This is a genomic window from Mycobacterium sp. SMC-4 (assembly GCF_050205565.1).
Classification (GTDB): Bacteria; Actinomycetota; Actinomycetes; order Mycobacteriales; family Mycobacteriaceae; genus Mycobacterium.
Map to the genome: position 1 here is coordinate 112018 of NZ_JBNMQU010000010.1, position 12480 is coordinate 124497.

12 protein-coding genes and 1 riboswitch are annotated in these 12480 nt (G+C 69.1%); all 12 genes read left to right on the forward strand.

Annotated elements, in window-relative coordinates:
* The first annotated feature begins 159 nt into the window (after window positions 1-159).
* The 12 genes from secA2 (at window position 160) to ACQI46_RS18295 (ending at window position 12319) form a co-directional block, all read left to right on the forward strand.
* The gene (gene secA2 / locus ACQI46_RS18240) at window positions 160-2532 is read left to right on the forward strand and encodes an accessory Sec system translocase SecA2 (RefSeq protein ID WP_427095434.1); all 2373 of its coding nucleotides are present in this window, start codon (window positions 160-162) and stop codon (window positions 2530-2532) included.
* A 10-nt stretch (window positions 2533-2542) separates the two neighbouring features.
* Entirely contained in the window at window positions 2543-3181 is a 639-nt protein-coding gene (locus ACQI46_RS18245; protein ID WP_427095435.1) for a CDP-alcohol phosphatidyltransferase family protein, read from the forward strand.
* Entirely contained in the window at window positions 3178-4077 is a 900-nt protein-coding gene (locus ACQI46_RS18250) for a DUF881 domain-containing protein (protein WP_427095436.1), read from the forward strand. The genes ACQI46_RS18245 and ACQI46_RS18250 overlap by 4 nt, the downstream gene beginning before the upstream one ends.
* A gap of 16 nt (window positions 4078-4093) precedes the next feature.
* Window positions 4094-4426: a small basic family protein gene (locus tag ACQI46_RS18255; protein WP_427095437.1), complete on the forward strand. Its 333-nt coding sequence runs from the start codon at window positions 4094-4096 to the stop codon at window positions 4424-4426.
* Window positions 4423-5205: a DUF881 domain-containing protein gene (locus tag ACQI46_RS18260; protein WP_427095438.1), complete on the forward strand. Its 783-nt coding sequence runs from the start codon at window positions 4423-4425 to the stop codon at window positions 5203-5205. Before ACQI46_RS18255 ends, ACQI46_RS18260 begins: the two co-directional genes overlap by 4 nt.
* A gap of 34 nt (window positions 5206-5239) precedes the next feature.
* Window positions 5240-5635, forward strand: coding sequence for a glycine cleavage system protein GcvH (gene gcvH / locus ACQI46_RS18265; protein WP_427095439.1), 396 nt, complete (start codon window positions 5240-5242; stop codon window positions 5633-5635).
* A gap of 150 nt (window positions 5636-5785) precedes the next feature.
* Window positions 5786-6256, forward strand: coding sequence for a glycogen accumulation regulator GarA (garA, locus tag ACQI46_RS18270; RefSeq protein WP_427095440.1), 471 nt, complete (start codon window positions 5786-5788; stop codon window positions 6254-6256).
* Between the two features lie 33 nt (window positions 6257-6289).
* Window positions 6290-7030 carry a MerR family transcriptional regulator gene (locus ACQI46_RS18275; protein WP_427095441.1) on the forward strand — a complete coding sequence of 247 codons (741 nt, stop codon included), beginning with the start codon at window positions 6290-6292 and terminating at the stop codon, window positions 7028-7030.
* A gap of 93 nt (window positions 7031-7123) precedes the next feature.
* Window positions 7124-7618, forward strand: a complete 495-nt coding sequence (locus ACQI46_RS18280) for a bifunctional nuclease family protein (protein ID WP_098006125.1) — start codon at window positions 7124-7126, stop codon at window positions 7616-7618.
* 200 nt (window positions 7619-7818) lie between these two features.
* Window positions 7819-8442, forward strand: a complete 624-nt coding sequence (locus ACQI46_RS18285) for a MerR family transcriptional regulator (RefSeq protein ID WP_427095442.1) — start codon at window positions 7819-7821, stop codon at window positions 8440-8442.
* Window positions 8443-8466: 24 nt separating this feature from the next.
* A riboswitch (glycine riboswitch) is annotated at window positions 8467-8565 on the forward strand.
* Window positions 8566-8740: 175 nt separating this feature from the next.
* Window positions 8741-11578, forward strand: a complete 2838-nt coding sequence (gcvP, locus tag ACQI46_RS18290) for an aminomethyl-transferring glycine dehydrogenase (RefSeq protein ID WP_427095559.1) — start codon at window positions 8741-8743, stop codon at window positions 11576-11578.
* 18 nt (window positions 11579-11596) lie between these two features.
* Window positions 11597-12319: a thioesterase II family protein gene (locus ACQI46_RS18295; RefSeq protein ID WP_427095443.1), complete on the forward strand. Its 723-nt coding sequence runs from the start codon at window positions 11597-11599 to the stop codon at window positions 12317-12319.
* The last annotated feature ends 161 nt before the right edge of the window (window positions 12320-12480 follow it).

Consider the following 12480-nt stretch of genomic DNA (forward strand, 5'->3'; position numbering starts at 1 on the left):
TGACGGCAAATCAGCCTGCGGCGAAGCTACCGCAGCCGGCCTGCCGTGGTGGGGAGTCCCGCGCGACGAGTGTGCGCTGTCTGCCGAGGCGAGACGGCGTGTCGAGGGACAGACATGCGCGCTCGGCGAAACGGGGAGGGGGCCGCGTACCGTGATCGTGTGGCACGCACCTCCGCGAAGACGTCCAAGAAAGCGTCCAAGAAGTCCCCGACGACCGGCCGGTCGACCAACCCGTTCTGGAAGCTGCTCGGCGCCCGGGTCGACAAGGACCAGGCCCGCTCCCTGGAGCTGGTGCGCCGGTCGGCCGAGTTCGACGCCAAAGCCGCCGACCTCGACGACGAACAGCTCGCCAAGGCCGCGTCCCTTCTGAATCTCGGCTCGCTGGCCGACGCCGCCGACATCCCGCAGTTCCTCGCGATCGCGCGCGAGGCCGCCGAACGGGCCACTGGGCTGCGCCCCTTCGACGTGCAGCTGCTCGGCGCGCTGCGGATGCTGGCCGGCGATGTCATCGAGATGGCCACCGGCGAGGGCAAGACGCTCTCCGGCGCGATCGCCGCGGCCGGCTACGCGCTGGCCGGGCGCAGCGTGCACCTCATCACGATCAACGACTACCTGGCCCGCCGCGACGCCGAATGGGTCGGCCCGGTCATCGAGGCGATGGGCCTGACGGTCGGCTGGATCACCGCCGACTCCACCGCCGAGGAGCGCCGCGCCGCCTACCGCTGCGACGTCACCTACGCCTCGGTAAACGAGATCGGCTTCGACGTGCTGCGCGACCAGCTGGTAGTCGACGTCGACGACCTGGTCTCCCCGAACCCCGACGTCGCGCTGATCGACGAGGCCGACTCGGTGCTCGTCGACGAAGCGCTGGTGCCGCTGGTGCTGGCCGGCACCAGCCACCGCGAGACCCCGCGCGTCGAGATCATCCGCATGGTCGGCGAACTCATCGAGGGCCGGGACTTCGCGTCCGACAACGAGGGCCGCAACGTGCACCTCACCGAGACCGGCGCCCAGAAGATCGAAGCCAAGCTGGGCATCGACCTGTACTCCGAGGAACACGTCTCGACCACGCTGACCGAGATCAACGTGGCGCTGCACGCCCACGTCCTGCTGCAGCGCGACGTGCACTACATCGTCCGCGACAACGCCGTGCAGCTGATCAACGCCTCGCGTGGCCGGATCGCCACACTGCAGCGCTGGCCCGACGGGCTGCAGGCCGCCGTCGAGGCCAAGGAGGGCATCGAGACCACCGAGACCGGCGAGGTGCTCGACACCATCACGGTGCAGGCGCTGATCAACCGGTACCCGAGGGTCTGCGGCATGACCGGCACCGCGCTGGCCGCCGGTGAACAGCTGCGCCAGTTCTACAAGCTGGGCGTGTCGCCGATCCCGCCGAACAAGCCCAACATTCGCGAAGACGAGGCCGACCGCGTCTACGTCACCTCCGCCGCGCGCAACGACGCCGTCATCGAACACATCAAGGAGGTGCACGAAACCGGGCAGCCGGTGCTCGTCGGCACCCGCGACGTCGCCGAATCCGAGGACCTGCACCGCCGCCTGGTCAAGGCCGGGGTGCCCGCGGTGGTGCTCAACGCGAAGAACGACGCCGAAGAGGCTGCGGTGATCGCCGAGGCCGGCAAGTACGGCGCGGTCACCGTGTCGACCCAGATGGCCGGGCGCGGCACCGACATCCGCCTCGGCGGCTCCGACGCCGACGAGCACGACACCGCCAAGCAGCGGGTCGCTGAGCTCGGCGGCCTGCACGTCATCGGCACCGGGCGCCACCACACCGAGCGCCTCGACAACCAGCTGCGCGGCCGCGCGGGCCGCCAGGGCGACCCCGGGTCGTCGGTGTTCTTCTCCAGCTGGGAGGACGACGTCGTCGTCGCCCACCTCGAACCCAACAAGCTGCCGCTGGAGTGCGACGAGAACGGTCGCGTCGTCAGCCCGAAGGCCGCCGGCCTGCTCGAGCACGCCCAGCGCATCGCCGAGGGGCGACTGCTCGACGTGCACGCCAACACCTGGCGGTACAACCAGCTGATCGCCCAGCAGCGCGCCATCCTCGTGGAGCGGCGCAACACGCTTCTGCGCACTTCGACCGCGCGCGACGAACTCGCCGAGCTGGCCCCCGACCGGTACGCCGAACTCCTCGAGCAGCTCGCCCCCGACGGCGAGAAGAAGCTCGAGAAGATCTGCCGGTTGATCATGCTGTACCACCTGGACCGCGGGTGGGCCGAGCATCTGGCCTACCTCTCCGACATCCGGGAGAGCATCCACCTGCGCGCGCTGGGCCGGCAGAACCCCCTCGACGAGTTCCACCGGATGGGCGTCGACGCGTTCGCGTCGCTGGCCGCCGACGCGATCGAGGCCGCCCAACAGACCTTCGAGACCGCGCCGTCCATCGAAGACGAACAGGGCGTGGACCTTTCGAAGCTCGCCCGGCCCACCTCGACGTGGACGTACATGGTGCACGACAACCCGCTCAACGACGACACGATCTCGGCGCTGAGCCTTCCCGGCGTGTTCCGCTAGGTTCATCGGCATGGCCGAGACATCGGCGACCCAGGAACCGGCGCCCGGGAACCGGGTGCTCACGGTGCCCAACGTGCTGTCGGCGATCCGGCTGGTGCTGGTCCCGGTGTTCCTGTACCTGCTGCTGGGCGCCGACGACCTGCCCGGCGCCCACGCGTGGGCGGTGGCGATCCTGATGTTCAGCGGCGTCTCGGACTGGGCCGACGGCAAAATCGCCCGGCTGTTCGACAACCAGTCCTCCCGGCTGGGCGAACTGCTCGATCCGCTCGTCGACCGCATCTACATGGTCACCGTGCCCGTCGCCCTGGCACTGGCCGGCGTGCTGCCGTGGTGGCTGGTGTGCGTGCTGCTGGGTCGCGACCTGGTGCTGGCGGCGACACTGCCGCTACTGCGCAGCCGCGGCCTGACCGCGCTGCCGGTCACCTACATCGGGAAGGCCGCGACGTTCGCGCTGATGTCCGGGCTGCCGCTGGTCTTGCTGGGCCAGTACGACGCGCTGTGGAGCCGCGTGGTGCTGGCGTGGGGCTGGGGCTTCGTGCTCTGGGGCCTGGCCATGTACCTGTGGTCCGGTGTCCTCTACCTGATCCAGGTCGGCATGGTGGTGCGCACTCTGCCGCACGCCCGAACTCCCGAACGCGCCCGACGATGAGCTCACTGGGGGGATTCGACACGGAGGCGGGGCGCGCCGCCCGTCGCCCCGACGCGCCGACCCGTATCCCGGTGCCGTCGCTGTTGCGGTCCCTGCTCTCCGATCACCTCGACCCCGGATACGCGGCCGCGGCCCAGGAACCGAAGTCGGCGAAACTCTCGAGCCGAGCCGCCCGGTGGGGCTGGCAGCTGCTGGCCGCGGTGACCGTCGCCGCGGTGTTCGCGATGGCCTGGTCGCAAGGCCAGGCCACCGCCCCGGGATTGCGGGAGTCCCAACGCGTGTTGGCCGGCAGCGTCCGGTCGGCCGAGGCACAGACCGACGACATCGCGCTGCGCCGCGACGAGCTCGCCGAGGCCGTGGACGCCGAACAACGCAGCCGCCTCGAAGGGGACGCCGTCGGACGCGAGCTGCTGGCCGACCTCGACGACGCCAGCTTCGTCGCCGGCGCCACCCCGGTGATCGGTCCCGGCCTGACCATCACCGTCACCGACCCGGGCGTCACCCCGGACCTGACCGACGTCAGCAAGCAGCGGGTCCAGGGCAGCCGGCAGATCATCCTCGACCGAGACCTGCAGCTGGTGGTCAACTCGCTGTGGGTCAGCGGCGCCGAGGCCGTCTCCGTCGGCGGTGTGCGCGTCGGTCCCAACGTGACCATCCGCCAGGCAGGTGGCGGCATCCTGGTGGACAATCAACCGATCGCCAGTCCGTACGCGATCCTCGCCGTCGGCCCGCCGCGCGCGCTGCAGGACAACTTCAATCGCAGCAGCGGGCTGCAACGACTGCGGCTGCTGGAGACCTCGTACGGTGTCGGAGTGCAGGTTTCGGCGGGGGACGGGCTGACGCTGCCCGCCGGCTCCGCGCGGGACGTCAACTTCGCCACAGAGATTGGCCCCTAGTGATAGGCATCCTCGGTTGATAGGAATCCTCGCACTCGTCGTCGGCATCGTGCTCGGCGTGATCTTCCGGCCCGACGTGCCCGAGGTCGTCCAGCCGTACCTGCCGATCGCCGTCGTCGCCGCGCTGGACGCGGTGTTCGGTGGTCTGCGCGCGTACCTGGAGGACATCTTCGATTCGAAGGTCTTCGTCGTGTCCTTCGTGTTCAACGTCCTGGTGGCCGCGCTGATCGTCTACCTCGGCGACCAACTCGGCGTCGGCACCCAGTTGTCCACCGCGATCATCGTCGTCCTCGGCATCCGCATCTTCGGTAACGCCGCGGCCCTGCGACGGCGGCTGTTCGGCGCATGAACTCCCACGAGCCCCCGCACAAACACGGCCGCCACGAGCTGCCGCCCGACGCGGACGCCGGGGCTACCCGTCGGGGGCGCTCGCAGCTCGTGTTCGGGGCGTTGGCGGTGCTGTTGTGCCTGCTGCTCGGCGTGGCGATCGCCACCCAGGTGCGCTCCACCGAGTCCGGGGATTCGCTGGAGACCGCACGCCCGGCTGACCTGCTGATCCTGCTCGACTCGCTGCAGCAGCGCGAGGCCGCGCTCAGCACCGAGGTGGCTCAACTGCAGCAGACCCTGGCCCAGTTGCAGGCGTCCGGCAGCAGCGACGAAGTCGCCATCGAGAACGCGCGCGCCCGGCTGGCGGCGCTGTCCATCCTCACCGGCACGGTGCCGGCGACCGGCCCCGGTGTGACGTTGACCATCACCGACCCGGCGCAGGGCGTGGCCGCCGAGACCATGCTCGACGTGATCAACGAGTTGCGCGCCGCGGGTGCCGAAACCATGGAGATCCGCGGCCGACGCAACGGTGAAGCCGTGGCGCTGCGGGTGGGCGTGGACACCTGGGTGGTCGGGGTCCCGGGCGCCCTGATCGTCGACAGCACCACTGTCGGGCCGCCGTATTCCATTCTGGCCATTGGTGATCCGCCCACACTCGCCGCGGCGATGAACATTCCCGGCGGAGCCGTCGACAGCATCGAACGCGTCGGCGGGTCGATCGTGGTGGAACAATCCGAGCGGGTCGACGTCACCGCCTTGCGGCAACCGAAACCTCGCCAATACGCTCAGCCCGTCAGATGACTGACCAGCTTTCGACCACAGTTCAAGGAGCACCGTGACCGAGATTCCCGCCGACCTGGCCTACACGACCGAACACGAGTGGGTGCAGCAGATCGGCGACAACAGGTTGCGCGTCGGCATCACCGACTACGCCCAGGCCGCCCTCGGTGACGTCGTGTTCGTCCAACTTCCCGACGTCGACGCCGACGTCACGGCGGGCGAGTCCTTCGGCGAGGTGGAGTCCACCAAGTCGGTGTCCGACCTTTACGCGCCCGTCAGCGCCAAAGTCGTTGCCGTCAACAGTGATCTGGAAACCAATCCCGAGCTGGTCAACTCCGATCCCTACGGCGACGGCTGGCTGGTCGAGCTGCAGGTCGCCGACGGCGCGGCTGACGACAGTCTGGCCGAACTGCTCGACGCGGAAGGCTACCGCGCCCACGTGACCGACTGAGGTGTTGTTAGGGTCGTGCAGACCGGATGCAACGAGCGGATCCGGCCGTGGTGGATACAACGTGATCCACTGCGCGGTACGGTCGACACAGCGGGTAAGCGGCTGGAGGTCCGACCGGATACCGCCACAGCAGCCAGTGAGGAGCAGCGGGTGACGGAAAAAGACTTCAACTCGGGGGCGGACTCTGACGAAGTCACCGTGGAAACGACATCGGTCTTTCGCGCCGACTTCCTCAACGAACTGGACGCCCCAGCGGCTCCCGGCGGGGAGAGCGCGGTGTCCGGCGTCGAGGGTCTGCCGGCCGGGTCGGCACTGTTGGTCGTCAAGCGCGGCCCCAACGCCGGCTCCCGGTTCCTACTCGATCAGCCGACCACGTCGGCTGGCCGGCATCCCGACAGCGACATCTTCCTCGACGACGTCACCGTCAGCCGTCGGCACGCGGAGTTCCGTCTGGAGTCCGGTGAGTTCCAGGTCGTCGACGTCGGCAGCCTCAACGGCACCTACGTCAACCGGGAGCCCGTCGACTCGGCGGTGCTGGCCAACGGTGACGAAGTCCAGATCGGCAAGTTCCGGCTGGTTTTCCTCACCGGCCCCAAGGGCGACGACGCCGCGGGCAACTGACCGCCGGAATCGCCGAGCGACCGCCACGATTCGATGACCCAGCCCGAGACCTCCGCGCTGACCGGGATGTCGATCGGGGTCGTCCTCGACCTGCTGCGCAGCGAGTTCCCCGACGTCACGCACTCCAAGATCCGGTTCCTCGAAGCCGAGGGACTGGTGACCCCGGAGCGCACCCCGTCGGGGTATCGCCGGTTCACCGCGTACGACTGTGCCCGGTTGCGGTTCATCCTGACCGCCCAGCGGGACCACTATCTGCCGCTGAAGGTGATCAAGGCGCAACTCGACGCGCAGCCCGACGGCGAACTGCCGCAAACCGGATCCTCGTATGCGGCACCGCGTCTGGTGACCGTCGACGACGCCGCCGCGAGTGCGACAGCGCCGCAGACCACACAGGTCAGACTGACCCGTGAGGACGTACTGGAGCGCTCCGGTGTGGACGAGGAGCTGTTGTCGGCACTGGTGAAGGCCGGCGTCATCACACCGTCGTTCAAGGGTGCCGGTGCGGTGTTCTTCGACGAGCACTCCGTCGTGATCGCCCAATGCGCCCGCGCGCTGGCCGATTACGGCGTCGAGCCGCGCCATCTGCGCGCTTTCCGTTCGGCCGCCGACCGGCAGTCCGACCTGATCGCGCAGATCGCCGGCCCGGTGGTCAAGGGCGGCAAGGCCGGTGCGCGCGATCGCGCCGACGACCTGGCCCGCGAGGTGGCCGCGCTGGCGATCACGTTGCACACGTCGTTGATCAAGTCGGCGGTCCGCGACGTTCTGGACCGCTGAGGACTAGACTTCGCCGTGACGGGGCAACCGTTGGGTCCGGGCCGTTGACGGCTGGGATGACTGGAGCAACACCGGTGCGGAGGGCAGGCACACATGGGTGAGGTTCGTGTAATCGGCATTCGAGTCGAGCAGCCGCAGAACCAACCCGTCTTGTTGCTGCGCGAGTCCAACGGCGATCGCTATCTGCCGATCTGGATCGGCCAGTCGGAGGCCGCCGCGATCGCGCTGGAACAGCAGGGGGTGGAGCCGGCCCGGCCGCTCACCCACGACCTGATCCGCGATGTGATTGCCGCCCTTGGTCATTCGCTCAAAGAGGTTCGCATCGTCGATCTGCAGGAAGGCACGTTCTATGCCGACCTGATCTTCGACCGCGACATCAAGGTTTCGGCGCGGCCGTCGGATTCGGTGGCGATCGCACTGCGTGTCGGGGTTCCCATCTACGTCGAGGAAGCGGTGCTGGCCGAAGCCGGGCTGATGATCCCCGACGAGAGCGACGACGAGCCGAGCGGCGCGGTGCGCGAGGACGAGGTGGAGAAGTTCAAGGAGTTCCTCGACAGCGTGTCGCCGGACGATTTCAAGGCCACCTGAACTGCTTGGTCACGGATGCGTCTCGCGCGCTCGACACGCGGGGCGAGTTTCCTCCCAGTCCGATTTCGAGCGCCATACTTGGCTCCGACGGGCAGTCACAGGAAGGCCCTCAAGCGTATGCTCGAACTCAGTTCGGGCTCGGGTGACGTGCGCCCACGCAGGTCAGAGGACGCGGTTCGATCGGCGAGAGGATTCGACAAGTGGGAGACACGCCACGCCAGGAACAACTGGACCTGACCACCGGCTCCCCGCAGGCTGATTCGCGTCCCCGCGCCGCAGCTGAGCCGGTCCAGGCCGGGCTGTTCCCGGACGACTCGGTGCCCGACGAACTGGTCGGCTACCGCGGTCCCAGCGCCTGCCAGATCGCCGGCATCACCTACCGCCAGCTCGATTACTGGGCGCGCACCTCGCTGGTGGTGCCCTCGATCCGCGGCGCCGCCGGGTCGGGCAGCCAGCGGCTGTATTCGTTCAAGGACATCCTGGTCCTCAAGATCGTCAAGCGTCTTCTCGACACCGGCATCTCGCTGCACAATATCCGCGTCGCGGTGGACCACCTGCGGCAGCGCGGTGTCCAGGACCTCGCCAACATCACCCTGTTCTCCGACGGCACCACGGTCTACGAGTGCACGTCGGCCGAAGAGGTCGTTGACCTGCTCCAAGGTGGGCAGGGTGTGTTCGGCATCGCGGTGTCGGGCGCCATGCGCGAGCTGACCGGCGCGATCGCGGACTTCCCGGGTGAGCGCGCCGACGGCGGCGAGTCGATCTCGGCGCCCGAGGACGAGTTGGCGTCGCGGCGCAAGCACCGCGACCGCAAGATCGGCTAGCACCGATTAGACTGGCCCGCGCATCGCCCTTGCGCGGGAGAGTTCCGTGGTCGCCAGCCGCGGACGCCGAAGGAGCAATACCTCTCCGTCAACCTCTCAGGCACCCAGGACCGCGCAAAGCCCCGATGCCTCTGGAAAGCGGTCCGCCCGCCCTGCCGCGGCGCGGACCCGCCCATGGGGAAAGGCCGTGCGGCCGAATCTCTCAGGCAGCCCGGACCGGGCGGACGACAGAGGGGGAGGAGCCGCCGTCCGTTCGCGCCCCGGGAGAAGCCCCCACGTGTCTGACCACCAGTCCCGCATCCCCTCGTTCGTCGACCGGCACATCGGACCGGACCCGGACGCCGTCTCGACACTGCTGACCACCATCGGCGTCGACTCGCTCGACGAGCTGGCCGCCAAGGCGCTGCCCGCGGGGATTCTCGACCCGCTGGCCGCCGACGGCGTCGCTCCGGGACTCGAGGGGCTGCCGCCGGCGGCCACCGAGGCCGAAGCCCTCACCGAGCTGCGGGCGCTGGCCGACTCCAACACCGTCGCGGTGTCGATGATCGGGCAGGGCTACTACGACACGCTGACCCCGCCGGTGCTGCTGCGCAACATCATGGAGAACCCGGCCTGGTACACCGCCTACACGCCGTACCAGCCCGAGATCAGCCAGGGCCGGCTCGAGGCGCTGCTGAACTTCCAGACCATGGTCACCGACCTGACCGGCCTCGAGGTCGCCAACGCGTCGATGCTCGACGAGGGCACCGCCGCGGCCGAGGCGATGACGTTGATGCAGCGCGCGGTGCGCGGACCGGCCACGCGGTTGGCCGTGGACGTCGACGTCTTCGCACAGACCGCCGCGGTGCTGGCCACGCGCGCCGAGCCGCTCGGCATCGAGATCGTCACCGCCGACCTGCGCCAGGGGCTGCCCGAGGGTGACTTCTTCGGCGTCATCGCCCAGCTGCCCGGCGCGAGCGGTGCCGTCCACGACTGGAGCGCGTTGATCGCCGAGGCGCACGAGCGCGGCGCGCTGGTCGCCGTCGGCGCCGACCTGCTCGCGATGACGCTGATCACCCCGCCGGGGGAGATGGGTGCCGACGTCGCGTTCGGCAGCACTCAGCGGTTCGGCGTGCCGATGGGATTCGGCGGACCGCACGCCGGTTACCTGGCCGTGCACTCCAAGCATGCGCGTCAGCTTCCCGGTCGCCTGGTCGGGGTGTCGGTGGATGCCGACCGCTCGCCGGCCTACCGGCTCGCACTGCAGACCCGCGAGCAGCACATCCGCCGCGACAAGGCCACCAGCAACATCTGCACCGCGCAGGTGCTGCTGGCCGTGATGGCCGCGATGTATGCGAGCTACCACGGCGCCGACGGGCTGACCGGTATCGCTCAGCGGGTGCACCAGCACGCCCGCACCCTGGCGGCCGGGCTGTCCGGCAATGGTGTCGAGGTCGTGCACGACACCTTCTTCGACACCGTGCTGGCGCGAGTTCCGGGCGGCGCCGCCGCCGTCCGCGATGCCGCCAAACAGCGCGGCATCAACGTCTGGCTCGTCGACGACGACCACGTCTCGGTGGCGTGCGACGAGGCGACCACCGACGCGCACGTGACCGCGGTACTGGAGGCGTTCTCCGTCACCGCCGCCGCCGCGGCCGAAGGCGCGTCGCCGCTGGCCGCGGTGGCGCGGACGTCGCCGTTCCTCACCCATCCGGCCTTCACGCGGTACCGCACCGAGACCGAGATGATGCGCTACCTGCGGTCACTGTCCGACAAGGACATCGCGTTGGACCGCAGCATGATTCCGCTCGGTTCCTGCACGATGAAACTCAACGCCGCGGCCGAGATGGAAGCCATCACCTGGCCGGAGTTCGGCCGCCAGCACCCGTTCGCGCCCGCATCCGACACCCCGGGTCTGCGGCGGCTGATCGCCGACCTCGAGACGTGGCTGAGCGGGATCACCGGCTACGACCGTGTCTCGCTGCAGCCGAACGCCGGCTCGCAGGGGGAGTACGCGGGTCTGCTGGCCATCCAGGCCTACCACGCCGCCAACGGCGCATCCGAACGCAATGTGTGCCTGATCCCGTCGAGCGCGCACGGCACCAACGCGGCCTCTGCGGCGCTGGCCGGGATGAAGGTCGTCGTCGTGGGATGCCGGCCCAACGGCGACGTCGACCTCGACGATCTGCGCGCGAAGGTGGCCGCGCACGCCGACCGCCTGTCGGCGTTGATGATCACCTACCCGTCCACCCACGGCGTGTACGAACACGACGTGGCAGAGATCTGCGCGGCGGTGCACGACGCCGGCGGCCAGGTGTACGTCGACGGCGCCAACCTCAACGCGCTGGTCGGGCTGGCCCGGCCGGGCCGGTTCGGTGGCGATGTCAGTCACCTGAACCTGCACAAGACGTTCTGCATCCCGCACGGCGGCGGCGGCCCGGGCGTCGGGCCGGTGGCGGTCCGGTCGCATCTGGCCCCGTACCTGCCGGGACATCCGCTGGCCGAAGAACTGTCCGACGAATTGACGGTGTCGGCCGCGCCGTACGGCTCGGCGTCGATCCTGCCGATCACGTGGGCCTACATCCGGATGATGGGGGCGTCCGGGTTGCGCCGGGCGACGCTGGTGGCGATCGCGTCGGCGAACTACATCGCCCGGCGGCTCGACGAGTACTACCCGGTGCTCTACACCGGCGAGAGCGGCATGGTGGCCCACGAGTGCATCCTCGATCTGCGGGAGATCACCAAGAACACCGGTGTGACGGTCGACGACGTCGCCAAGCGGCTGGCCGATTACGGTTTCCACGCACCGACCATGAGCTTCCCGGTGGCCGGCACGCTGATGGTCGAACCGACCGAGAGCGAGTCGCTCGCCGAGGTCGACGCGTTCTGCGAGGCGATGATCGCGATCCGCGCCGAGATCGACCAGGTCGGGTCCGGCGCCTGGCCGGTGGACGACAATCCGCTGCGGGGTGCGCCGCACACCGCGGAGTGCCTGCTGGTCGACGAATGGACCCACCCGTACACGCGTGAGCAGGCCGCTTACCCGCTGGGCAAGGCGTTCCGGCCGAAGGTGTGGCCGCCGGTGCGACGCATCGACGGCGCCTACGGGGACCGCAATCTGGTGTGCTCGTGCCCGCCGGTGGAAGCCTTCGCCTGACCGGTTAGGGTGCTCCCCATGACAGAGGACGCTGCGGGCATCACCCCGAAGTTGTTCATCTTTCCCCACGCCGGCGGCTCGCCGCAGTACTACGTGCCGTTCGCCAAGGCGTTCGCCACCGACATCAAGCGCACTGCGGTGCAGTATCCCGGTCAGCGGGGCAAGCAGGATTTCGCGTCCTTCAAGGACCTGCCGGCACTGGCCGAGGAGATCCTGAAGATGGTGCCGCCCGACGCCGATCACGGCGGTCCGGTCAGCTTTTTCGGGCACAGCATGGGCGCGCTGCTCGCGTTCGAGGTGGCGCGGCGGTTCGAAGAGGCGGGCAAGCCGATCTCGGCGTTGTTCGTCTCGGCGTGCGCAGCCCCGGGTCGGGTCGGCTTCGAGGACATCCCCGACACCGACGACGGGTTGCTGGCCGCAGTGAGCACTCTGACCGGCGCCAGCCCGGAGTTCGTGCAGAACTCCGAGTTCGCGGCGGCGATCCTGCCGACCCTCAAAGGCCTCAAAGCCATCGCGAACTACGACTGCGCGCCCGAAGTGAAGCTGTCGTGCCCGATCCACGCCTTCTACGGTGACGACGACGAGATCGCCACCAGCGAGAAAGTGATGCCCTGGGCCGAACGTACGACCACGGAATTCACCGCCCGCGAGTTCGGCGGGCACCACTTCTATCTGCTCGAGCATCTGGGAGAACTGGTACCTGACCTCGAAGACAAGATCTGGAAGCGGTGCCGCTCATAGGTGAGAGATGAGTGTGGGATTTACCACACCGGCATGGCGGGCAGTCGAGTCCGCGGCCCAGGCGAGCACACTCCGCGGGCCCGCGCCAGCACCCTCCGACGACATGTAGCAGGCGTTGTCCCGACCGATTCCTACTGGGGAGTCAGAACGGCGACTGTCCC